This is a genomic window from Pseudomonas sp. H1h (genome assembly GCF_000633255.1).
Classification (GTDB): Bacteria; Pseudomonadota; Gammaproteobacteria; order Pseudomonadales; family Pseudomonadaceae; genus Aquipseudomonas.
This window is the reverse complement of the sequence record NZ_AYMJ01000003.1, coordinates 300,532-322,681: the sequence shown is the minus strand read 5'-3', so window position 1 is coordinate 322,681 and position 22,150 is coordinate 300,532. Positions and strand designations below refer to the sequence as shown.

Genomic DNA, 22,150 nt, shown 5'->3' with positions numbered 1-22,150 from the left:
GACGTTGGCAATCGCCGGGTCCAATCAGAACGTCGTGCGCAATCCCACCTGAATGCTGCGCCCTTCTGCCGGCGCAACGTCGCGCAGGATCGAACTGGCGTAACGCACGGTCTGGTTGGTCAGGTTCTCGGCGTTGACGAAAGCCAGCCATTTGCTCTGACCGACATCAAAGTGATAACCCACATTGGCGCCCAGCGTGGTGTAGCCATCGGTGCTGCTTTCGTTGGCCGGCACGCGATGTTGCGAGCTGGCGTGCTCGATATCGATCCGCGCCTGCCAGCGATCCAGTTCCCACAACAAACCACTGTTCAAGCGCAGCGGCGCGATGCGCGGCAGGTCTTGGCCGTTGTCGAGGTTCTTCGCACGGGTGTAATCGCCCGACAGTTCCAGGGCAAACTTGCCGTAGGCATTTTCGCCAAGCGTCCAGCGATCCTGCGCTTCGATGCCGCTGAAACGTGCGCGCACGCCCGAGTAGGTGTATTCGGGAATGCCACCGGCGTCCTGTTCCCCTTCGTCATTGAGCGTGCGACCCGTGCCTAGCAGACCGATGTAATTGGAGAAATGGCTATAGAACACGCCGACACTGCCCTTGTGCGTGCCATTGTCGAAGCGCAACGCCAGGTCGCTGGACACCGCTTTTTCTTTCGACAGTCCGGCGTCGCCGACTTCATAGGTGCCGGTCGCGACGTGCGCGCCGTTGGCGTACAACTCATAAAACGTTGGGGCGCGTTCGGTGTAGCCCAGTGTCGCGGCGACCGACCAGATCGGCGTCAGCGTGTACACCGCGCCGGACGACAGGCTGCCGGCGGTGAAGCTGCTGGAGCGGTCGGCGTTGGCGAAGCGCTCGTTGCCTTTGGCATCCGGATCGACCGTGGTGTGTTCCAGTCGCCCGCCGAGGGTGAACAGCAGTCGCTCGGTGGCCTGTAACTCTTCCAGAATGAACAGTGCGCCGGCATCCGTATCGGTGTGCGGCACGAATGCTTCTTCGCCCAGCGCCGAGAATTCGTTGCGACTGACCTGAGCGCCGATCACCCCATTGAACGGCCCCAGCGGCTGGTGCCGAGCCTCAACCCGTGCTTCGTAACCCTTGTTCTTGAAGGTTGTACCGACTTCACCGCCCTCGATTTCCCGATGCTCATAATCGGTGTAACCCGCGTCGAGTTTGATTGAGCTGAACGGGCCGTCGAGGTTGCGGATTTCCGAAGAAAACGCGTAGTGCTCCTGCTGCATGCGGATGCGCACGTCATCTTCGGCGGGTGAGCCGTAGTTCGAATCGTAATTGCTGTAGGACAGACCGGCGTAACCGTCATCCCAGGTGTAGGAACCGCCAACAGCGCCGCCGTCCTGGCGCCCGTCGCTGTTGGCCAGCCGATGCTTGCGCGAATCACCGTCGTCGTTGGCGCGCGCAGCGCCGGTCTTGGCGTAACCGGGGATTTTCAGATCGTTGAATTCACGGGCGCTGGCATCCAGGTGCAAGGCGAACTGGCCGTTGCCCGCTTCCAGTTTCCCCGCACTGCTGCGGGTCGTGTCGGCGCCACCGTAGCGCAGCTCGCCGGCGCCATGGATGCCGTCGATGGCTTCGGTAGGAATGCGGTTATCGAACGTGTTGACCACCCCGCCGATCGCGCTGCCGCCGTACAGCAGCGCTGCCGGGCCGCGGACGATTTCGATGCGCTCGACATTGACCGGATCCAGCGGCACCGCGTGATCGTAGGACAGCGACGAAGCGTCCAGCGCGCCGACGCCGTTGCGCAGGATGCGAATGCGGTCACCGTCCTGCCCCCGAATGATCGGCCGACTCGCGCCCGGGCCGAAGTATGACGAGGACACGCCGGGCTGCTTGTTCAGGGTCTCGCCCAGGCTGCCTTTCTGCTGATACGTGAGGTCGTCGCCACTGAGGACGGTCGAGGGCGATGCCAGGGTCTGGCTGCCCAGTGGATTGCCAGTGATGACTTGTGGTTGCAGCTCGAGCGGTTCGGCGGCGAACACCGGCGAGGCAAGCAGCAGCGTGGCGGCCAGAGGCGTCAGGCGTCGTTGAAGGGGCTGGGAACGGGCAGGCATTTCAGAACTTCCATGAGCAGAACAATGAGAATCGCTGCCGGCGTTTTGCTGATAATTACCGGCAGAAACAGAATGAAATCTTTTTTATGTTATACAATAACATTTCTTTCTGTCATCCCGATTCTTGCAATTTGTTGTACAGCAAGCGCTCAAGGACGCGGATTTGCGGCTTTGGTCAAACGGCCCGGCAGCCTGCAAAAGCGCATGAAGGCGCTGAAAGACTGCGGCTATCAGCCTCCAATAGTCGGCCTATTAGCTGACTGCCCGAGTCGGGTCTAGCCTTACTAGTCCGAAGTCGGCACGAGCCGGCCGTAGAGACCTGATAAGGACCCGAACATGGCAAACGAATCGAAATGCCCGTTCAACCACGCCGCCGGTGGTGGTACGACGAACCGTGACTGGTGGCCGAATCAACTGAACCTGAAGATCCTCAGCCAGCACTCGCCCAAGTCCGATCCGCTGGGCAAGGACTTCGACTACGCCAAAGCCTTCAAGAGCCTCGACTTCCAGGCGCTGAAACAAGACCTTCGCGCGCTGATGACCGACTCTCAGGACTGGTGGCCGGCAGACTTCGGCCACTACGGCCCGCTGTTCATCCGCATGGCCTGGCACAGTGCCGGCACCTATCGCACCGCCGATGGCCGCGGTGGCGCCGGTTCCGGACAACAGCGTTTCGCCCCGCTCAACAGCTGGCCGGACAACGTCAGCCTCGACAAGGCCCGCCGCCTGCTGTGGCCGATCAAACAGAAGTACGGGCAAAACATTTCCTGGGCCGACCTGATCGTCCTCACCGGCAACGTCGCGCTGGAATCGATGGGCTTCAAGACCTTCGGTTATTCCGGCGGCCGTCCTGATGTGTGGGAGCCGGATGAAGACGTGTACTGGGGGTCGGAACATGAATGGCTGGGCGGCGACAGCCGTTATGGCAAAGACAAGGCCGCCATGCAGGAACCCGGTGACGGCACGCTGGTAGCCGAACCCGATTTGCACGGCAAAGAGCAAAGCCGCACCGATCAGGGCGAACGCAATCTGGAAAACCCGTTGGCCGCCGTACAAATGGGCCTGATTTATGTGAACCCGGAGGGCCCTGAAGGCAATCCAGATCCGGTCGCATCGGGTCGCGACATCCGCGAAACCTTCGGCCGCATGGCCATGAACGACGAAGAAACCGTGGCCCTGATCGCCGGCGGTCACGCCTTCGGCAAGACCCACGGCGCCGGCCCCGCCGACAACGTCGGGCCTGAGCCGGAAGCCGCCGGGCTGGAAGAACAAGGCCTTGGCTGGCGCAACGCATTCGGTAGCGGCAAGGGCGCCGACACCATCACCAGCGGCCTCGAAGTGACCTGGACCACCACCCCGACCCAGTGGAGCAACAACTATCTGGAAAACCTGTTCGGCTTCGAGTGGGAACTGTTCAAAAGCCCGGCCGGTGCGCACCAGTGGAAACCGAAAAACGGCGCCGGGGCCGACACCGTTCCGCATGCCCACGATCCGAGCAAGAAACTCTCGCCGACCATGCTCACCTCCGACCTGGCCCTGCGTTTCGACCCGATTTACGAGCCGATCGCCCGGCGCTTCCTGGCCAACCCGGATCAACTGGCAGACGCCTTCGCCCGCGCCTGGTACAAGCTGATCCACCGGGACATGGGCCCGCTCTCGCGTTACCTCGGCCCGGAACTGCCCAACGAGGAACTGCTGTGGCAGGACCCGATTCCTGACGCCACTCACCCGCTGATCGACAGCAACGATGCGCAGGCGCTGAAAAGCAAAGTGCTGGCATCCGGCCTCTCGGTGTCGCAACTGGTCTCCACCGCGTGGGCCGCGGCGTCTACGTTTCGCGGTTCCGACAAACGCGGTGGCGCCAATGGTGGCCGTCTGCGTCTGGAGCCTCAGCGCTCCTGGCAGGCCAACCAGCCTGAGCAACTGGACAAGGTGCTGAAGACCCTCGAAGGCATTCAAAACGAGTTCAATGCCGGAGCTTCCGGCAAGAAAGTCTCGCTGGCAGACCTGATCGTGCTGGCGGGCAATGCCGGGGTCGAACAAGCGGCGAAAAACGCCGGGCACTCGGTTTCTGTGCCGTTCAATCCAGGGCGCACGGATGCGACTCAGGAGCAAACCGACGTCGAGTCGTTTGGTTTCCTCGAACCGATTGCCGATGGCTTCCGTAACTACAGCAAGGGCAAATACACCGTTTCAGCCGAAGCATTGCTGGTCGACAAGGCCCAATTGCTGACCCTCTCCGCCCCGGAAATGACCGTGCTGCTGGGTGGTCTGCGGGTATTGGGAGCCAACGTCGGGCAGAGCCGGCATGGCGTGTTCACCACACGCACCGAAGCGCTGACCAACGACTTCTTCACTAACCTGCTCGATATGGGCGTGGAGTGGAAACCGACGTCACCGGCGGCGGACGAGTTCGAAGGACGCGACCGCAAAACAGGCAGCGTGAAATGGACGGCGACGCGGGTTGATCTAGTGTTTGGTTCCAACGCAATACTGCGGGCATTGGCCGAGGTGTATGCCAGTTCGGATGCCAAAGAACAGTTCGTGAAGGACTTCGTGGCAGCCTGGACGAAGGTGACAAACCTGGATCGGTTTGACCTGAAGTAGCTGACTAGACGCAACCCCCTGTAGGAGTGAGCCTGCTCGCGATTGCGGTGTATCAGATGACATCTCCTTGTCTGACACACCGCATTCTCAAACAGGCTCACTCCTGCCAAGGATCTGTGGCGGGGACAGAATATGTGTTCGCCCCAATAAAAACGGTGGGAGCGGGCTTGCTCGCGAAAGCGGAGTATCAGTCGACATCTCTGTGCCTGATACACCGTATTCGCGAGTAAGCCCGCTCCCACATTTCGTTACGGGTTACGCCAGGCTTTTGCTCACCACCTCGTACACATCGCTCGACAACTGCCCCGAAGCCAGAATCCGCTCCAGTTCGGCCTTCATCAACGCCTGCCGCGCAGTGTCGTATTTACGCCAGCGGGTCAGCGGTGCCAATTGGCGCGAAGCGATCTGCGGGTTGAAGCCGTTCAGCTCGATTACCAGGTCCGCGAGGAAGCGGTAGCCCGAACCATCGGCGGCATGGAAGTTGATCAGGTTTTGCCCGGCAAACGCACCGACCAGCGCGCGCACCTTGTTCGGGTTCTTGATGTTGAACGCCTTGTGCTGCATCAAGGCTTTCACACGCTCCAGACCGCCCGGCAAAGTACTGCCGGCCTGCACGCTGAACCACTGATCCATGACCAGCGGATTGTCCTTGAAGTGCTCGGCGAAGCTCGCCAGCGCCCGCGCCTTCTGCTCGTCGAACGGCGAGTTGACTAACACAGCCAGCGCGGTCAGGCGCTCGGTCATGTTGTCGCTGTTTTCGAACTGCTCAAGGGTGGCGGCCAGCACCTCGGGCTTGCCGCTGAGCATCAGGTACGACAGCGCAATGTTCTGCAACGCACGACGAGCGAAATGCTCGGCCTCGGCCACGTAAGGGGTTTGCTTCGACAAATCACGGTTGGCCTGATAGCGCAGCCACAGCGCTTCGAACAGGTTGTCCGCCAATTGTTTGCGGGCAAACTCGCGAGCGTTGTGGATCGCCTCGACGTCCGCCACTTCGCTGATTTCGGTCAGATAGGCTTCGCTTGGCAGCGAGAGCATTTCGGCGACCATGGCCTGATCCAGCGACTCATCGGACAGCACGGTTTTCAACGCCGAGATCAGACGCGGATCGAGCACCAGGCTCTCGCCCTTCTGCTGCTGGGCGATCAGCTCCTGCAGCACCTGTACCGACAGTTGCTGACCGGCATCCCAGCGGTTGAAGCCGTCGCTGTCGTGCTGCATCAGGAACATCAACTGGTCGCGGTTGTACGGGAAGCTCAGCTTCACCGGCGCCGAGAAACCGCGCAGCAGCGATGGCAGCGGCTGTTCGGCGATGTCGACGAAGGTGAACGTCTGCTCGACTTCGGTCACCGAGATCACGCGGCTGGTGCCTTGCGCCGCCGCTTCACCGGCCAGACGCAGGGCAATCTCGTTGCCCTGACTGTCGAGCAGGCCCAGTTCGACCGGGATCACGAACGGCAGTTTTTCCACCTTGTCCGGGGTTTCCGGACAGCTCTGGCGGAAGGTCAGGCTGTAGGTTTTTGCCGCCGCGTCGTAGGACTCGCTCACCGCCAGACGCGGTGTGCCGGCCTGGCTGTACCAGCGCTTGAACTGGGTCAGGTCGACCCCGTTGGCATCTTCCATGGCCTTGATGAAATCGTCGCAGGTCACGGCCTGGCCATCGTGGCGTTCGAAGTACAGGTCACTGCCCTTGCGGAAGCCATCGGCGCCCAGCAGGGTGTGGATCATGCCGACCACTTCCGAGCCCTTTTCGTACACGGTCAGGGTGTAGAAGTTGGAGATCTCGATGAAACTGTCCGGACGCACCGCGTGGGCCATCGGCCCGGCATCTTCGGCGAACTGGTGGGTACGCAGGTACGCCACGTCCTGAATGCGCTTTACCGTGGCCGAATTCATGTCCGAAGAGAAACCGGCATCGCGGAACACCGTGAAGCCTTCTTTCAGCGACAGCTGGAACCAGTCGCGGCAGGTCACGCGGTTGCCCGACCAGTTGTGGAAGTATTCGTGGGCGACGATCGCCTCGACCCGCTGGTGCGCGGCGTCGGTGGCGGTTTCGGCGCGGGCCAGCACGGCGCTGGAGTTGAAGATGTTGAGGCCTTTGTTCTCCATGGCGCCCATGTTGAAGTCGTTTACCGCGACGATCATGAAGATGTCCAGGTCGTACTCACGACCGTAGACCTCTTCGTCCCAACGCATCGACTTCTTCAGGCTGTTCATCGCGTGCTGGCACTTGTCGATGTTTTCCGGCTCGACATAGATGCGCAGCGCGACGTTGCGCTGGGTCATGGTGGTGAACGTGTCTTCGACGCACCACAGATCACCGGCCACCAGCGCGAAGAGGTACGCCGGTTTCATGAACGGGTCTTCCCAGGTCGCCCAGTGCCGGCCATCTTCGCCCGGGCCGGAGGCGATCGGGTTGCCGTTGGACAGCAGCACCGGGTAGCTGTGCTGCTCGGCGACCACCGTGGTGGTGAACTTGCTCATCACGTCCGGGCGGTCGAGGTAGTAGGTGATCTTGCGGAAGCCTTCAGCCTCGCACTGGGTGCAGAACATCGTGCCGGACTTGTACAGGCCTTCCAGCGCGGTGTTGGTTTCCGGGTGGATCCGGACGCTGGTGTCGACGGTGAAGCTGGCGCTGGCCGGCTGCAGGGTCAGGGTGTTTTCCGTCAGCTGATAGTCGTCGGCGCCGAGTTCCTGGTCGGCCAGGGTCACCGACAGCAACTCCAGCTGCTGCCCATCCAGCACCAGCGGCGGCAGGCCCGGGCCGCGCGCCGGGTTACGGCGCATCACCAGTTGCGCGTGAACCAGGCTGTGGTCCTCGAACAGCTCGAAGGTCAGGTGCGTCTCGTCGATCAGGTACTCGGGCGCCTGATAGTCCTTCAGGTAAATCATCTTCGGTTGTTCGGTGCGCATGCTGGAATCCTTATTGATGCACGGCGAGCTGATAAGCCGTGTACTTACGAATGTTGATCACGCCGGTGTCGAAGATCAGGTACTGGCCCTTGATCCCCAGCAACGTGCCTTCGGCAATCGGGTTCTTGTCCAGGTTGAAGCTGACGATTTTGGCCGGGTATTGCTCGACCGGATAGCGGATTTCGAGAGGTTCTACATCAGTAATCGTCTGAATTGCTTGTAGGCCGAATCGCTGTTGCAGCCCCTGCAGCCCTTCGGCGCAGCTGGCGAACAGCTGATCGCGTACTTGGGCCAGATCCACCGCCGCCGCGTCGCCCTTGAGCAGCGCGCGCCAGTTGGTCTTGTCCGCCACCTGGCTGCGAAACAGGTCTTCGACGAAGCCAGACTGCTGCCGAGTCGCCACGCGCATGATCGGCAATGCCTGACTCGCGCCCTGATCGAGCCAGCGGGTCGGCAGTTGCGTCGCGCGAGTGATACCGACTTTGATCCCCGACGAGTTGGCCAGATACACCACATGATCGGTCATGCAGAATTTCTCGCCCCACGCAGGCTCGCGGCAGGTGCCGGCCTCGAAGTGGCAGCGCTCCGGGCTCATGATGCAGATGTCGCACTGCGCCAGTTTGGTCATGCACGGATAGCAGTAACCCTGGCTGAAACTGGTTTTGGTCTTGCGCCCGCAATGGGTGCAATGGATCGCCCCCAGGTATTCCAGACGCACCGTGGTGCCGATCATGGGATTGACCGGCACCTCGACGTCATCCAGACGAAACGCGTATTGCACATTCGGCCCGTCCAGGCGCGCCGACATTTTGCTGACTGCACCGCGGCCAATCTCGATCAATGGATAGCGTCCGACTTGAACAGGATGTTCGGCACTTCGATCGACTTCGACGCACACTCTTGCGGGCCCATGTAACCGGTACGCTGGTCTTCAGGCAGGTTCTGGATCTCCCAGGCGATCATCGCCTGCAGCGATAGCTCACGCTGTTCGGCGGTGAGCTTGCCACCGTCGGACCACTTGCCGATTTCCACGGCCAGTTTCAGGCTCTCGTAGATGTCCGGGGTAATGTTGTTGATCATGTCGTTAAAAGAGGACATCAGGGTCTCCGTGCTCTTTATTCACTGAAATTTTAGGCGGCCAGTTTACGGCGGTTATACAAACCACCCAACAAACCGGTGAAGCATCCGATGAGTAACCCGCCGACGTGGGCGGCGTTGGCGATCTGGCCGAATCCGATCATCGAGACCAGCCCGGACATGCAGATCACCAGCCACACCAGCATCATCACCAGCACGCCACGCGGCAGGCGATACGCCGGGTTCGGTGCCAGCAACTGGAAGATCCAGCAGTGACCGAGCAGCCCGTACAACACGCCGGACAGGCCGCCGAACAGGGTCGGGCCGCTCCAGGCAAACTGCGCGTAGTTGGACACCAGGCTGAACAGCAGCGTCAGGCCGAGCAGATTGATGCTGCCCTGGCGCGATTCGATGCGCCGCCCCAGTTCCCAGTACCACATGCCGTTCATGGCCAGGTGGAGGATGCCGAAGTGCAACAGCATCGGCGTAAACAGCCGCCACCACTGCCCCGCCGCAAGGCTGTCGGCCAGTGGTGTGAAGTGGATGTAATCGCCGACGACGCGAAAGTCGAGGAAGGTCAGCCAGCGCACGGTCTCAAGGTTGTCACCCAGGTACGTCAGGCCGCCGACCAGCAGGCTCAGCAGCAGGATGAAACCGGTGGCCCTGGCGTGTTTGAGTTGCTCGGCGAAGCTTGGACGCTTGAAGGTCGGGGCCAGCGGGATGTCCAGTTGCTGATCGGGATCGCCGGCTGGAAAACGCTCGTACAGCGAACGCACATCCTCACTGATTTCCGACGGTGCCCACAGCACCTGCTCCCCCGCCTCCTCGCTGACCCGATGGGGCACCTGCATGCGTTGCAACAGTTTGACAAAACCGCTCAGGTCTACCGCCAACGGCAGACGCAATACCGCTACCGCACTCATTGCAGCACCTCCGGCCGCTCGACATCGACCCAGACAAATTTATGCGGATCCAGGCGTGTTTCCTGATCCAGACGATAGGCCACCAGTTTGCCGTAGAGCACCGCGCTGTAATCGAGGCACGCGAGGTTCGGGCGGATCGGTGCCGGTTTGCCGCTGCGCCAGTAATGGCCGACGAACAGCAAAGGCTCATCGACGCCGTAGCGCAGCAGGTTGTTTTTTTCGCTGGAGGTCAGCGGCTTCTGCGCCACCGGCTCCGGCAGTGCATCCGGCTGGAAGACGATGTCGCCGTAGGTTTTCGGGTCGTCTTCCCAGAACTTGGTACGGAAGAACGAACGCACCAGACCGTCGCCGCTGGTCATGGTCAGCCCATCCGGCAGGCGCATGTCGGTGCCGCGCAACAGGCGATCGAACACGGTGCAGGCAAAGCTGTCCGGGACTGCCGAAGCCTGCAGGAAGTGTTCGTCGATGCAGCCATTGGGGAACAACGCGCGCAGCGGCTCGATCAGCCCGGCATCCCAGCAGGCGTGGACCACGCGGAACCGCCCGGCATCGACAAACAGCGGCAACTCGTAGAACCAGCGCTGAAAATCGTGCCAGTCGCCGGAGTGGCCCTCGAACTGGGTCAGGGTCTCGTGCAACAGACGCGCATGGCGCGGCGTGTGCTCGCGGACAAACTGCTTGCCGCTGCCCGGAGGGGCCGGCGTGCTCCAGCCCAGTGCGTTGAATTCGTGGTTGCCCATGATGCACAGCGCCTGTCCGGCCTCGACCATGTCGTGGACGATGTGCAGTGCCTCGCGGATCCGCGGGCCACGGTCAATGATGTCGCCGACGAACACGGCCATGCGCGATGGATGCCGCCAGACCCCGCCTTGCTTGTGATAACCGAGTCGGTCAAGCAAGTGTTCCAGGGTCAGGGCGCATCCGTGCACGTCACCAATCAAGTCATAACTGCGCGCGGGATCGAGCATCAGTCGCCTCCACCACCCAACTTGCTGCCCCAGCCGAGCTTGGTCCGGCAGACTTCGTAGTAGTTGTGGTCGAGCGGGTGAATCAGCCGCAGCTTCTGCGCTTTCTTGCTGACGGTAATGGTGTCGCCCGGCGCACAGGTGAAGTGGTTCTGCCCATCGCAGGAGACCTGCGGGTAGATCTGCATGTTTTTCGACACGACGATTTTCAGCTCACTGTTGCCATCGACCACAATTGGCCGGCTCGACAACATATGGGGGTACATCGGCACGATCACAATGGCGTCCAGCTTGGGATGCATGATCGGCCCGCCGGCGGACAGCGCATAAGCGGTGGAACCGGTCGGGGTGGCGACGATCAGGCCGTCGGCCTTCTGGCTGCAGACAAACTGGCCGTCGATGTACAGCTCGAACTCGATCATCCGCGTCGATTTACCCGGGTGCAGCACCACGTCGTTGAGCGCATCGCCCTGGCCGATGGCCTCGGCATGGCGGCGAACTTCGGCTTGCAGCAGGAAGCGGTTTTCCACTAGGTAATGGCCGTCGAGCACCTTGGCCACTTCGACTTCCAGCTCATCGGGACGAATGTCGGTCAGAAAGCCGAGGCTGCCACGGTTGATCCCCAGCACCGGAATATTGTGCTTGGCCAGCGCCCGTGCAGCGCCGAGCAGGCTGCCGTCGCCACCGACGACGATGACCATGTCGCAGACTTCGCCGAGCATCTTGCGCGATGAGGTCTGCAGGCCATGGCCCGGCAGGACTTCGGCGATGGTGTCTTCGAGAATCACGTGCAGGTGACGATCGAGCAGAAAGCGTTTCAGTCGGCGGACGGTATCCAGCACCTGGGAGCTACCCAGGCGACCGATGATGCCGATATTACGAAATTGCTCCATGGGACCTCTGCGGACAATCGAAAACGCGAAAAACACGATTATGGGCGAAAGCCCGCCATAGACAAAATCCTTTCAGCCTCAAGGGTGCGCTCGTGTTTCAGGCTATGCTCGCAAGATGATCCTGTTTCCCGAGCTGCTCCAGTTGCCACACCAATTACGCCATCCGGAGGTGCGGGATCTGGCGTGGGTGATTCTCGCCCCGCCAATGCTCGCAACGACGCCGTGGCCGCAGCGTCACCCGCTGGCCGGCAGCGATTGGGTGAGCGATCCACAGCGCCTGGAGCAGTGGCTGCGGCAACTCGATCGCGACAGTTATGGCTTGCTGCATTGGCTGTCCCAGGCGCGCACCCGGCGTCTGGGCCTGTATTACGAGCGGTTGTGGCAGTTTGCCGTGGAGCATGCGCCGGGCATTGAACTGATTGCCGCCAACCTGCCGATTCGCCGCGAGGGCCACACCCTCGGCGAACTGGACATGCTGCTGCGCGATCGTGACGGCGTGCATCACCTGGAACTGGCGATCAAGCTCTACCTCGGCCCGCAGCATGGCAACGGGCATGATACGGCGCAGTGGCTGGGCCCGGGCTGTCACGATCGACTGGACCGTAAACTGGCGCACCTGGCGGAACACCAACTGCCGATCTCGGCGCGTCCGGAAAGCCGCGCGGTGCTGGCGAAGCTGGATATTGAAGTGTTCAGTGCGCAGTTGTGGCTGGGCGGTTATCTGCTGTATCCGTGGCCCGGTCAGGCCGAACCACCAAAAGGCGCGCATCCGCAGCACCTGCGTGGGAGCTGGCTGCACCAGAAGGACTGGCCGGCGTTTGTCGAACAGCGCCCGCCCGGGCGCTGGCAACCCCTGCCCCGGCATGCGTGGCTGGCGCCGGCGCATTACCCGGCAGATCAGACCTGGAACGCTGACCATCTGCAGATGTGGCTGGAGGCCCTGGAGCCGCTGGCCCCGGCGCAACTGATGGTGCGCCTGATCGAGAACGCGCGGGGCGAATGGGAAGAGGCGGAGCGGTTATTTCTGGTGTCGGATCTTTGGCCGAATGTACCCGGCCAGGCGTGAGTTTTTGTAGCGCCTGTTCCGGCCCTTTCGCGAGCAAGAACGCTCCCACAGGGGGACCGCATTCCAATTGGAATGCAGTTCAAAATGTGGGAGCGGGCTTGCTCGCGAAGGGCTCAACGCGGTCTAGATGGAAAGCCGCAGAGCCAAAGCCGCCAAGGTAATCAATAGCACTGGCACCGTCAGCACAATCCCGACCTTGAAGTAATACCCCCAGCCAATCCGGATATCCTTGCGCGCCAGCACATGCAGCCAGAGCAAGGTCGCCAGACTGCCGATCGGGGTGATCTTCGGCCCCAGATCGCTGCCGATCACGTTGGCATAAATCATCGCTTCCTTGACCACACCGCTGGCCTGACTGGCATCGATCGACAGCAGGCCGATCAGCACCGTCGGCAAGTTATTCATGATCGACGACAACAACGCCGTCAGCACCCCGGTGCCCAGCGCCGCGCCCCACACGCCATACCCGGCAAACACGTCCAGCCAACCGGCCAGATACCCGGTCAGCCCGGCATTGCGCAGGCCATAGACCACCAGGTACATGCCCAGCGAGAAAATCACGATCTGCCACGGCGCTTCTTTCAGCACCTTGCGCGTGGAAATCTTGTGGCCACGGGCGGCAATCGCCAGCAGCAGCGCGGCGCAGACCGCCGAGATCGCGCTGATCGGAATGCCCAGTTGTTCGAGGAAGAAGCAGCCGATCAGCAGGATCACCAGCACCACCCAACCGGCGTAGAACGTGGCTTTGTCGTGGATCGCCGTGTGCGGCTGGTCGAGTTGTTCGGGGTCGTAAACCTTGGGGATGTCACGACGGAAGAACCACAGCAACACGCCCAGCGTCGCGGCCACACTGACGAAGTTGACCGGCACCATCACCGCGGCATAGCGGTTGAAGCCAATGTGAAAGAAGTCCGCCGAGACGATATTGACCAGGTTCGACACCACCAGCGGCAGGCTCGCCGTGTCGGCAATAAAACCGGCGCCCATCACGAACGCCAGGGTCGCCGCCGGTGAAAAGCGCAGTGCCAGCAGCATCGAAATCACAATCGGGGTGAGGATCAGTGCGGCGCCGTCATTGGCGAACAGCGCCGACACCAGCGCGCCGAGCAGCACCATGAAGGCAAACAGCTTGCGTCCACTGCCCCGCCCCCAACGCGCCACGTGCAGCGCAGCCCAGGCGAAGAAACCCGCTTCATCGAGCAACAGGCTGATGATGATCAGTGCGACGAACGTGCCGGTGGCGTTCCAGATGATCTGCCACACCAACGGAATATCGCTCAGGTGCACGACGCCGCAGATCAGCGCCAGCACCGCGCCGAGCGTCGCGCTCCAACCGACCCCGAGGCCTTTGGGTTGCCAGATGACAAGGGTAATGGTCAGCAGGAAGATCAGTGACGCAGCGAGCATTCGCGACAGCCTTCAAATTTCAAATGAGTGGAGACCCCAATGTGGGAGCGGGCTTGCTCGCGAAGGCGGAGTGTCGGATGCAAAATTGTCATCTGACACACCGCCTTCGCGAGCAAGCCCGCTCCCACAGGATCTCTGTTTTACCGCAGATCTGACCAGATTATTTTTTGTGTTGTTCCACAAACTGCCCATACGCATTGATGAAGTTCTGCAGGAACGGCTTGACCGACTCGCTCAGCTTGCCCGCTTCGTCAAACGCCGAGCCCGCGCCGCCCAGATACGCTTCCGGCTGCTGCATGCACGGCACGTTGAGAAACACGAAGGATTGACGCAGATGCTGGTTGGCACCAAAACCACCGATGGCCCCCGGCGAGACGCTGATCACCGCCCCCGGCTTGCCACCCCAGACGCTTTGGCCATAGGGCCGCGATCCCACGTCAATCGCATTCTTCAACGGCGCCGGCACCGAGCGGTTGTATTCCGGGGTGACAAACAGCACCGCGTCGGAAGAGCCCACCTGTTGGCGGAAAGTGCTGTAGGCTGCCGGCGGTGAATCGCCGTCGATGTCTTCGTTGTAGAGTGGCAGATCGCCAATTTCGACAATCTTCAGTTTGAGGTTCGCCGGTGCCAGCTCGGCCAGCGCCAGTGCGACTTTGCGGTTGATCGATGCTTTGCGCAGGCTGCCGACGACTACAGCGACGTTGTAGACATTGCTCATGGAAGACTCTCGACTGTCCGTGGGAAGAGCGTGTAGTTATAGATGATTCGATGACGGTTTCACCAGTGAGCGAGGGAAATTCCTCCGCGTTGATTATTTTTTTCCTGTAGGAAAACTTACAGGGCTTGATGACGGTCTACCAAGCCGCAAATCAAGCGTTTTATCTCCAGAGGTTCTAAGCAGATGGCAGCAGTACTCGTCGGTCAGTTCCATGCAAGAGATGCGGAAGGCCGCGTTTATTCCGTGCATGAGTTTCAGGAATCCACCCCGTCGGCAGACGGTCTCACCGGCATGGAGCCTGTCACCACCTACAAGCTGGCCATTGGCGATCGCGTCAAAAAGCTCAGTGACAGCGAGTTTTTGCTGGTTCAGTCGGACATCACCCTGATCCGCGAACCCGAGCCAACCGTCGCTCAATAACCGCGCGTTATGAGCAGAAGTCATATGCGCAGACTTGGGGTAGGATTCAGCCACTGACCCCACCTGCTGAACATGGACTTCACGCATGCGTTTACGTCATATCGAAGTGATTCAGGCGCTCTTGCAGACCGGTCACCTGGGCACCGCTGCCGAATGGCTGCAGCTCCCGGTGACCGAGGTCGAAGAGCGATTGCGCGAAGCCGAGAGTCAGTTGGGGTTCATGTTGTTCGCCAGCGTTCGCGGCCGGTTGCAATCGACGCCTGAAGCACGGGCGCTGCAAGTCGAGATCGCTCACGTCTATGAAGCGCTGGAGCCGGTGCAGCGCCTTGCCAGCAGCCTCAAGCAATACCTCGCCGCGCCCCTGCGCATCATCGGTACCCCGCCGCTGGCGCAACACCTGTTGCCACAGAGCATCGCGCTGCTGCGTCGGCGTTTGCCTGATGCGCCGTGCCGTCTGCTTAGCGCTGCCACGTGCGACATCGTGCGCAGCCTGCTGTTGCGCGAAAGCGATCTGGGCCTGAGCCTGCACGACCCCGAACACCCCGACATCCACGCCCGGCCGCTGGCCCAAGGCAAGCTGCAATTGCTCGCGCCCCACGGCTGGCTGCAGCCGAAGCAGAAATACATCTCCCTGCAGGACCTGGCCGGGCAGGCGATGGTCGGCCTCGAAGGCCACGACCCACTGAACCCGGCACTGGACAACAAACTCCAGGCCCTGCACCCGACGCCGAGCATCCAGACCCGGGTGCAAACCCATCAGATGATGCGCAGCATGGTCGAGGCCGGTGAAGGACTGGCCATCGTCGACCCGTTCACCGCCCTCGGCGCGCGAGCGGGCGGACTGGACGTCTGCCCATTGTCACCGGCGGTGCCGATCAGCCTGTATGCACTGACCTACCAGCACAGCGCCACGCCGGCGGCGATTCAGACCCTGCTGACGATCGTCACGGAACAAGCCGAGGCGATGCTGGCGAGTTGAGCGGGTTTTCCAACGGGTTATCGAACAGTCGATACCAGAACAACGCGATTTCGGCGGTGTTCGAATCAATGCCGCGATAACGCAAGTGGTCGACGCCACCAATCTCGTAGCCGCAACGCTCATACAGGCGACAGGCACCGAGGTTGTTGTTCTGGGTTTCGAGCATGATCCCCGGCAGCTTCTTCTTGCGACTCCAGAACTGCGCCACATCCAGCAACGCCTTGGCCACGCCATGTCGGCGCGCCGGTGCATGCACCGCCAGTTCGTCGATGTGCGCGAAGCCGTTCCAATTGGTGCTGATCACCAGATGACCGACCGGCTCGTCGTCCAGATAAGCCATGAAAATTGCGCTGTCGGCGGCATCACGATAGCTGCTGAACTCCTCGGGATCGATGCCATAGCATTTGCGGTACGGCACAATCGGCGTCACTGCCCACTGCGCCACGGGCTGACCGATCACCGCCGCGCCGTAGGCCGCCACTTCGAAACTGAAGTCGCTGCCCCAGATGTAGGCGGCAAAACCATCGTCGGCAACGCGCACCGACAGCCCTGGGTATTTTGGATTCATGACCGGTTGCATACTCGGAAAAGTCCTCATTCCTTGACGCAATCGACGGTGTACTGCCGTCCATTGCCTTCATCTTCATGTTGCAGTCCATGCACATCAGCGACAAAACCGGGGAAGCTGCTATCGAACGTGCGGGCAAATTTCAGGTAATCGATGATCGAGCGAGTCGATTCGGTAAAGCGCTCGCCGGGCATGATCAATGGAATGCCCGGTGGATACGGCACCAGCATCACCGCGGCGATCCGTCCCTCCAGCTCATCGATCGGCACGGCCTCGACCTCGCCCCGCACCAGATGATCGTAGGCGTGGGCCGGTTTCATGGCGATCTCCGGCAGCACCGTGTACATGCGCTTGAGGTGTTTGGCGGTGGCGTTGCTGCGGTAGCAGGCGTGCAGTTGATCGCACAAGTCACGCAGACCCATGCCGCGATAGCGCGCGGTATCTTGCTGCGCGATACAGGGCAGGCAACTCGCCAGACTGACGTTGGCGTCGTAACTGCGCTTGAACTCAAGCAGCTCGGTGAGCAGCGTGCTCCATTTGCCCTTGGTGATGCCCATCGAGAACAGCACCAGGAACGAATACAGCCCGGTCTTCTCCACCACCAGCCCGCGCTCCCAGAGGAACTTGCTGACCACCGCCGCCGGAATGCCCTTCTCGCTCAGCGCGCCACCGGCATTCAAGCCGGGCATCACCAGCGTCACCTTGATCGGATCGAGCAGCACGTAGTCGTCGCTGACCTCGCCGAAGCCGTGCCAGTCGGCGTCCGGCTGCAACAGCCAGTCTTGAGTCTGCACCCGGTCGATGCCTTCGACACCCGGCGGCTGCCAGATCGAGAACCACCAGTCATCCGCAGCGATATGCTGGCGCAGATTGGCCAGCGCACGACGGAAACTCAGGGCCTCGTCGAAGGTTTCCTGCAACAGCGAACGCCCGGCCGGCCCTTCCATCATCGCCGAGGCCACGTCCAGCGAGGCGATGATGCTGTATTGCGGCGAGGTCGAAATGTGCATCATGAACGCTTCGTTGAAACGGTCACGATCCAGTTGCCGCGCGCCGCCGTCCTGCACATGAATCATCGAGGCCTGGCTGAACGCGGCGAGCAGCTTGTGCGTGGAATGGGTGGTGAACACCAGCGGGCTGTCTGCGGTGCGCGAAGTGGCCATGCCATAGCGCCCGGCGAAGAACTCGTGAAACGCCGCATAGGCGTACCACGCCTCATCGAAATGCAGCACTTCGACACTGTTGCCCAGGCTTTGCTTGATCAGCTCGGCGTTGTAGCACAAGCCGTCGTAGGTCGAGTTGGTGATCACCGCCAGTTTGACTTTCGGCGCGCGCCCCTTGGTGAGCGGACTGGCGTCGATCTTGGCCTGGATCGATTCGCGGCTGAATTCGCTTAGCGGAATCGGCCCGATGATCCCAAGCTCGTTGCGTTCCGGACACAGGTACAGCGGAATCGCCCCGGTCATGATGATCGCGTGCAGCACCGACTTGTGGCAGTTGCGGTCTACCAGCACCAGATCATCACGGCCGACCATCGAATGCCAGACGATCTTGTTGGCGGTCGAGGTGCCGTTGATCACGAAAAAGGTGTGATCGGCGCCAAAATTGCGCGCCGCACGCTCCTCCGCCTCAGCCAGTGGCCCGGTGTGATCGAGCAGCGAGCCGAGCTCCGGCACCGATACCGACAAATCCGAACGCAGGGTATTTTCGCCAAAGAACTGGTGAAACGCCTGCCCGACCGGGCTCTTGTGATACGCCACGCCACCGCCATGCCCGGGGGTGTGCCAGGAATAGTTGGAATCAGCGGTGTGCTGCACCAGCGCCTTGAAAAACGGCGGCAGCAGGCCATCAAGGTACTTGCGCGCCGCCCGCGCCACTTGCCGGGCCAGAAACGGCACAGTGTCTTCGAACAGATAGAGAATGCCGCGCAGTTGATTGAGCTCGGCCATGGCATCGGCCGGGGCGTTTTCCAGGGTGACTTGTTCGCCCAGGGCAAAGATCGGCAGATCCGGCGCCCGCACCCGGGCCAGGCCGATCAGCTCGGCCATGTTCTGCAGCAAGTGCGAATGGGTGCTGGCGTCTTCGGCAGCGATCAGCATGCACGCCAGACCGTGATGGGTCGACGCCACCAACCGCCCTTCGGTGTAGTCGATGGCCGAAACGATATTGAAACCTTCCTGCTCCAACTCACGGGCGATGCCACGGATACGGTCACCGGCGACCGTGTCGGCCTTGATGTCGCGGTGGACGATCAACACCGGAAACTTCAAATCTTTGTACATGAGGCTCAGTGTCCTGAGGCGGCGGATCAATGTCTGCCAATGCACTCAGGGTAGAGGGTTGCAGCGAAAGTGGCGAGGGTGGCCAGTTGGCTTCATTGAGCACAGTGGCCGAGCAGCCCAGAGAGCACTGCTATTTGTGACGAGGGAGCAAGCTTCCTCGCCACAGAGGGGATCAGGCCTGAGCATCAGCCTCGGCGATCTGCGTCCACAGCGCCGGGCCGCCAGCGGATTTGGCAATGATTTCCAGCCGCACCTGATGCGCCGCCAGCTCTTCTTCCGTCGCACGAATGATCCGCGCAGGCTGACGATCAGCCGGCAGGCGGCGGATTTCAGTGGCGGAGTTGTCCGCGCCCTCGCCAGTGCCATTACCGTCAGAGGCATTGCCGGCCAGCGACAGGCTGGTCTGGCCTCCTGTCATGGTCAGGTAGACGTCGGCGAGAATTTCCGAGTCGAGCAAGGCGCCGTGCAGTTCACGGCCGGAGTTGTCGACACCATAACGCTTGCACAATGCATCGAGGCTGTTGCGCTGCCCCGGGTGACGTTCCCGGGCCATCATCAGGGTGTCGAGGATGCTGCAGTGCTGCGTGATGTCAGCACGATCCTGCTGGCCCATCAGAGCGAATTCGTTGTTGATGAAGCCAACGTCGAACGCCGCGTTATGGATGATCAGCTGCGCGCCGTTGATGAACTCGAAGAACTCGTCGGCCACTTCGGCGAAACGCGGCTTGCCGACGAGAAACTCGTTGGTGATGCCGTGGACGCCGATCGCGCCCTCGTCACTCTCGCGATCCGGTTGCAGATAAACGTGAAAGTGTCGGCCCGTCAGGCGCCGACCGATCAGTTCGACACAGCCGATTTCAATGATCCGGTGACCATCGGTCACCGGCATGCCGGTGGTTTCGGTATCGAGTACAACGGATCTGGTGGCCATCAGTGTTCAATTCTCAACGGGGTCAATCGTGCAAAGGCGGCGATGTTAACACGCTCGGCGGGGTGTTTCAGTCAGACCGTATCGCGCCCATTCGCGAGCAGGCTCGCTCCCACAGGTAACCGCATTCCAATGTGGGAGCGAGCCTGCTCGCGAAGGCCACGACTCGGTGCAATGGAGGGAATCAGCTCTGCTTGTAACCGCGCACTTCGTCAACCCCCCGGTTGGCCAACTGGTCAGCCCGCTCGTTGCCGTGATGACCGATGTGCCCGCGCACCCACTTCCAGGTGACCTTGTGCCGGTTGACCTGCTCGTCCAGCTCTTTCCACAGGTCGGCGTTTTTCACTGGCTCCTTGGCTGCGGTTTTCCAGCCGCGTTTTTTCCAGTTGGCCATCCACTCGTTGATGCCCTTCATCACGTATTGCGAGTCGGTCACCAGCAGCACTTCGCACGGCCGCTTCAAGGCTTCGAGGCCACGAATGGCGCCGAGCAGTTCCATGCGGTTGTTGGTGGTGTTGGCTTCGCCGCCCCACAGTTCCTTTTCGACGCCCTTGCACACCAGCAAGGCGCCCCAGCCGCCGGGGCCGGGATTGCCCTTGCAGGCGCCGTCAGTGAACAGTTCTACGCTATCGACGCTTTCGCTCATGCCACTCTATCCAGAAAAATGCCTGGCCCCGTCAATCGCGGATCGACGATGGCCGCGGCCGGAGCAAGTCCGGCCACTATAAAAAGAAGGTTTACGGTTCGATACGACGGCGGTTGACCTTGGCCATCGGCAGCGGAATCAGCTTGCCCATCGGCTCGCGGCGCTCCTGACGCACCGGACGCAGGCCGACCACGATCTTGCGCGCGACCAGTAAATAGAAGCCGCCGCCCGACAGTTGCCAGTCACCGGCCTTGCGTTCCCAGCCGGCCAGTCGGGCCTGCCACTTGGGCGACGCGAGCGGCGGACGATAGCACCCGAAGCGGCGTTTCTCCAGCGCAAAACCCAGCAGATTAAGCCAGTCAGCCACCCGTGACGGCGAGATGCAGCGCGCCTGGCGCAAGGCATCGTGGGCGAAAACATGGCGCAGCCCCCAGGCGCTCCAAGGGTTGATGCCGATGATCAGCAAATGCCCGCCGGGCCGCACGCTGCTCGCCGCTTCACGCAGCAAACCGTGGGGCGACAGGCAGAAATCCAGGCCATGCTGCAACACCACCACGTCGGCGGCGTGCTCGCTCAACGGCCAGGCCTGCTCCTCGCAGACGATCTCCACGCCCGGCAACGGCGCACCGAGGCGCACGTTGCGCTGCACCTGCGGCGCTGACGGCGGGGTCTGGGCCGAGGGCCCGTAATGCACCAGATAACCGCCGAAGAAGCGGCCCAACTCGTCTTCGAGCATGCGCCGTTCTTCATCCAGCAGAAATTGCCCGAGCGGGCCGGCCAGCCATTCACGGGCCGCGCCGATCAACGCCAGCCAGTCGGGATCGGCCTGAGCGAACGCTTTATCGGTCATGTCATTCTCCAACGCCGCTAGAAGCTCTAAGATGCGCCAATGTTTTCCGCTTGGCGAATTCCGACGATGATACAGATCAGTGCCCTGCCCGCGTTCACCGACAACTACATCTGGTTGTTACAGGATCACCGCACCCAGCGTTGCGCCGTGGTCGACCCGGGCGATGCCGCGCCGGTGCAGGCCTGGCTGGCCGCGCACCCGGGCTGGGTGTTGAGCGACATTCTGATTACCCATCACCACCATGATCACGTCGGTGGCGTCGAGCGTCTGAAAGCGGCGAGCGGCGCCAAAGTCTACGGCCCGGCCAGCGAGAACATTCCGGGGCGCGACGTGGCGCTCCAGGACAACGACACGGTCAGCGTCCTCGGCTGGGACTTCGATGTCTATGCGGTGCCGGGTCACACCCTCGGCCACATCGCCTATTACCACCACGGTCTTCTGTTTTGCGGCGACACCCTGTTCGCCGCCGGCTGTGGACGCTTGTTCGAAGGCACGCCGGAACAAATGCACCAGTCGCTCAGCCGTCTCGCCGCCCTGCCCGAGGATACGCTGGTGTATTGCACCCATGAATACACCCTGAGCAATCTGAAGTTTGCCGCGGCGGTCGAACCGAGCAACCCGGACATCGCCGCCCGTCTGAAAGAGGTCAGCGAAAAACGCGAGAAAGGCGTCATGTCCCTGCCCTCGACCCTGGCCCTGGAAAAGCTCACCAATCCGTTTTTGCGCACCGCTGAAACATTGGTTACACAAAAAGTGGACGAACGGGCAGGCGCTCAAAACCGGGCGCCGAGTGAGGTTTTTGCGGCTCTGCGGGCCTGGAAAGATACGTTCTAAGTGACTCACCACT

19 protein-coding genes are annotated in these 22,150 nt (G+C 61.5%); 5 read left to right on the top strand and 14 right to left on the bottom strand.

Annotation, left to right across the window (positions count from 1 at the left end; genetic code table 11):
* Nucleotides 1–24 precede the first annotated feature (24 nt).
* Entirely contained in the window at nt 25–2,061 is a 2,037-nt protein-coding gene (locus tag U862_RS0103415) for a TonB-dependent receptor (RefSeq protein WP_025109107.1), read from the bottom strand.
* A 336-nt stretch (nt 2,062–2,397) separates the two neighbouring features.
* Here U862_RS0103415 and katG point away from each other — a divergent pair, with 336 nt between their 5' ends.
* A complete protein-coding gene (gene katG, locus U862_RS0103410) occupies nt 2,398–4,668 on the top strand; it encodes a catalase/peroxidase HPI (RefSeq protein WP_025109106.1) in 2,271 nt (756 codons plus the stop codon).
* A gap of 255 nt (nt 4,669–4,923) precedes the next feature.
* Here the strand turns inward: katG and pepN are convergent, their stop codons facing one another.
* From pepN to U862_RS0103380, 6 genes are read right to left on the bottom strand one after another with little or no spacing between them, the layout of a single operon-like run.
* A complete protein-coding gene (pepN, locus tag U862_RS0103405) occupies nt 4,924–7,581 on the bottom strand; it encodes an aminopeptidase N (RefSeq protein WP_025109105.1) in 2,658 nt (885 codons plus the stop codon).
* A gap of 10 nt (nt 7,582–7,591) precedes the next feature.
* Nucleotides 7,592–8,422 (bottom strand): DUF2797 domain-containing protein, encoded by an 831-nt coding sequence (locus U862_RS0103400; protein WP_025109104.1) that lies wholly within the window; start codon nt 8,420–8,422, stop codon nt 7,592–7,594.
* The gene (locus U862_RS0103395; protein ID WP_007919229.1) at nt 8,419–8,679 is read right to left on the bottom strand and encodes a YeaC family protein; all 261 of its coding nucleotides are present in this window, start codon (nt 8,677–8,679) and stop codon (nt 8,419–8,421) included. The genes U862_RS0103400 and U862_RS0103395 overlap by 4 nt, the downstream gene beginning before the upstream one ends.
* 32 nt (nt 8,680–8,711) lie before the next feature.
* Nucleotides 8,712–9,581, bottom strand: a complete 870-nt coding sequence (locus U862_RS0103390) for a rhomboid family intramembrane serine protease (RefSeq protein ID WP_025109103.1) — start codon at nt 9,579–9,581, stop codon at nt 8,712–8,714.
* A complete protein-coding gene (locus tag U862_RS0103385) occupies nt 9,578–10,549 on the bottom strand; it encodes a metallophosphoesterase (RefSeq protein WP_025109102.1) in 972 nt (323 codons plus the stop codon). Before U862_RS0103385 ends, U862_RS0103390 begins: the two co-directional genes overlap by 4 nt.
* Nucleotides 10,549–11,439: an NAD(+) kinase gene (locus U862_RS0103380; RefSeq protein ID WP_003224174.1), complete on the bottom strand. Its 891-nt coding sequence runs from the start codon at nt 11,437–11,439 to the stop codon at nt 10,549–10,551. The genes U862_RS0103385 and U862_RS0103380 overlap by 1 nt, the downstream gene beginning before the upstream one ends.
* Before the next feature lie 115 nt (nt 11,440–11,554).
* Here U862_RS0103380 and U862_RS0103375 point away from each other — a divergent pair, with 115 nt between their 5' ends.
* Entirely contained in the window at nt 11,555–12,505 is a 951-nt protein-coding gene (locus tag U862_RS0103375; protein WP_025109101.1) for a DUF1853 family protein, read from the top strand.
* Between the two features lie 123 nt (nt 12,506–12,628).
* Here U862_RS0103375 and U862_RS0103370 read toward each other — a convergent pair whose 3' ends face one another.
* Nucleotides 12,629–13,912, bottom strand: coding sequence for an arsenic transporter (locus tag U862_RS0103370; RefSeq protein ID WP_025109100.1), 1,284 nt, complete (start codon nt 13,910–13,912; stop codon nt 12,629–12,631).
* A gap of 160 nt (nt 13,913–14,072) precedes the next feature.
* Nucleotides 14,073–14,630 (bottom strand): NADPH-dependent FMN reductase, encoded by a 558-nt coding sequence (locus U862_RS0103365; RefSeq protein WP_025109099.1) that lies wholly within the window; start codon nt 14,628–14,630, stop codon nt 14,073–14,075.
* Nucleotides 14,631–14,813: 183 nt separating this feature from the next.
* Between U862_RS0103365 and U862_RS0103360 the strand changes: the two genes are divergently transcribed.
* Nucleotides 14,814–15,050 (top strand): hypothetical protein, encoded by a 237-nt coding sequence (locus U862_RS0103360; RefSeq protein WP_025109098.1) that lies wholly within the window; start codon nt 14,814–14,816, stop codon nt 15,048–15,050.
* An 85-nt stretch (nt 15,051–15,135) separates the two neighbouring features.
* Complete coding sequence (locus tag U862_RS0103355; protein ID WP_025109097.1) at nt 15,136–16,029, top strand: LysR family transcriptional regulator; 894 nt, start codon at nt 15,136–15,138, stop codon at nt 16,027–16,029.
* Here U862_RS0103355 and U862_RS0103350 read toward each other — a convergent pair.
* The 5 genes from U862_RS0103350 to U862_RS0103330 form a co-directional block, all read right to left on the bottom strand.
* Entirely contained in the window at nt 15,995–16,609 is a 615-nt protein-coding gene (locus U862_RS0103350) for a GNAT family N-acetyltransferase (protein ID WP_025109096.1), read from the bottom strand. The genes U862_RS0103355 and U862_RS0103350 overlap by 35 nt on opposite strands.
* A gap of 14 nt (nt 16,610–16,623) precedes the next feature.
* Complete coding sequence (locus tag U862_RS0103345; RefSeq protein ID WP_025109095.1) at nt 16,624–18,879, bottom strand: Orn/Lys/Arg decarboxylase N-terminal domain-containing protein; 2,256 nt, start codon at nt 18,877–18,879, stop codon at nt 16,624–16,626.
* 172 nt (nt 18,880–19,051) lie between these two features.
* Nucleotides 19,052–19,810 carry a DNA polymerase III subunit epsilon gene (gene dnaQ / locus U862_RS0103340; RefSeq protein ID WP_025109094.1) on the bottom strand — a complete coding sequence of 253 codons (759 nt, stop codon included), beginning with the start codon at nt 19,808–19,810 and terminating at the stop codon, nt 19,052–19,054.
* Nucleotides 19,811–19,991: 181 nt separating this feature from the next.
* On the bottom strand, nt 19,992–20,453 hold the full coding sequence (gene rnhA, locus U862_RS0103335) for a ribonuclease HI (RefSeq protein ID WP_003224162.1): 462 nt from the start codon (nt 20,451–20,453) through the stop codon (nt 19,992–19,994).
* Between the two features lie 91 nt (nt 20,454–20,544).
* Entirely contained in the window at nt 20,545–21,303 is a 759-nt protein-coding gene (locus U862_RS0103330; protein WP_025109093.1) for a methyltransferase domain-containing protein, read from the bottom strand.
* A 66-nt stretch (nt 21,304–21,369) separates the two neighbouring features.
* Between U862_RS0103330 and gloB the strand changes: the two genes are divergently transcribed.
* Nucleotides 21,370–22,137: a hydroxyacylglutathione hydrolase gene (gene gloB, locus U862_RS0103325; protein WP_025109092.1), complete on the top strand. Its 768-nt coding sequence runs from the start codon at nt 21,370–21,372 to the stop codon at nt 22,135–22,137.
* Nucleotides 22,138–22,150 lie beyond the last annotated feature (13 nt).

Bases quoted from the DNA above. Each gene is read 5' to 3' on its own strand.
- U862_RS0103415 (WP_025109107.1), bottom strand. From the start codon at position 2,061: ATGCCTGCCCGTTCCCAGCCCCTTCAACGACGCCTGACGCCTCTGGCC.
- katG (WP_025109106.1), top strand. From the start codon at position 2,398: ATGGCAAACGAATCGAAATGCCCGTTCAACCACGCCGCCGGTGGTGGT.
- pepN (WP_025109105.1), bottom strand. From the start codon at position 7,581: ATGCGCACCGAACAACCGAAGATGATTTACCTGAAGGACTATCAGGCG.
- U862_RS0103395 (WP_007919229.1), bottom strand. From the start codon at position 8,679: ATGTCCTCTTTTAACGACATGATCAACAACATTACCCCGGACATCTAC.
- U862_RS0103390 (WP_025109103.1), bottom strand. From the start codon at position 9,581: ATGAGTGCGGTAGCGGTATTGCGTCTGCCGTTGGCGGTAGACCTGAGC.
- U862_RS0103385 (WP_025109102.1), bottom strand. From the start codon at position 10,549: ATGCTCGATCCCGCGCGCAGTTATGACTTGATTGGTGACGTGCACGGA.
- U862_RS0103380 (WP_003224174.1), bottom strand. From the start codon at position 11,439: ATGGAGCAATTTCGTAATATCGGCATCATCGGTCGCCTGGGTAGCTCC.
- U862_RS0103375 (WP_025109101.1), top strand. From the start codon at position 11,555: ATGATCCTGTTTCCCGAGCTGCTCCAGTTGCCACACCAATTACGCCAT.
- U862_RS0103370 (WP_025109100.1), bottom strand. From the start codon at position 13,912: ATGCTCGCTGCGTCACTGATCTTCCTGCTGACCATTACCCTTGTCATC.
- U862_RS0103365 (WP_025109099.1), bottom strand. From the start codon at position 14,630: ATGAGCAATGTCTACAACGTCGCTGTAGTCGTCGGCAGCCTGCGCAAA.
- U862_RS0103360 (WP_025109098.1), top strand. From the start codon at position 14,814: ATGGCAGCAGTACTCGTCGGTCAGTTCCATGCAAGAGATGCGGAAGGC.
- U862_RS0103355 (WP_025109097.1), top strand. From the start codon at position 15,136: ATGCGTTTACGTCATATCGAAGTGATTCAGGCGCTCTTGCAGACCGGT.
- U862_RS0103350 (WP_025109096.1), bottom strand. From the start codon at position 16,609: ATGCAACCGGTCATGAATCCAAAATACCCAGGGCTGTCGGTGCGCGTT.
- U862_RS0103345 (WP_025109095.1), bottom strand. From the start codon at position 18,879: ATGTACAAAGATTTGAAGTTTCCGGTGTTGATCGTCCACCGCGACATC.
- dnaQ (WP_025109094.1), bottom strand. From the start codon at position 19,810: ATGGCCACCAGATCCGTTGTACTCGATACCGAAACCACCGGCATGCCG.
- rnhA (WP_003224162.1), bottom strand. From the start codon at position 20,453: ATGAGCGAAAGCGTCGATAGCGTAGAACTGTTCACTGACGGCGCCTGC.
- U862_RS0103330 (WP_025109093.1), bottom strand. From the start codon at position 21,303: ATGACCGATAAAGCGTTCGCTCAGGCCGATCCCGACTGGCTGGCGTTG.
- gloB (WP_025109092.1), top strand. From the start codon at position 21,370: ATGATACAGATCAGTGCCCTGCCCGCGTTCACCGACAACTACATCTGG.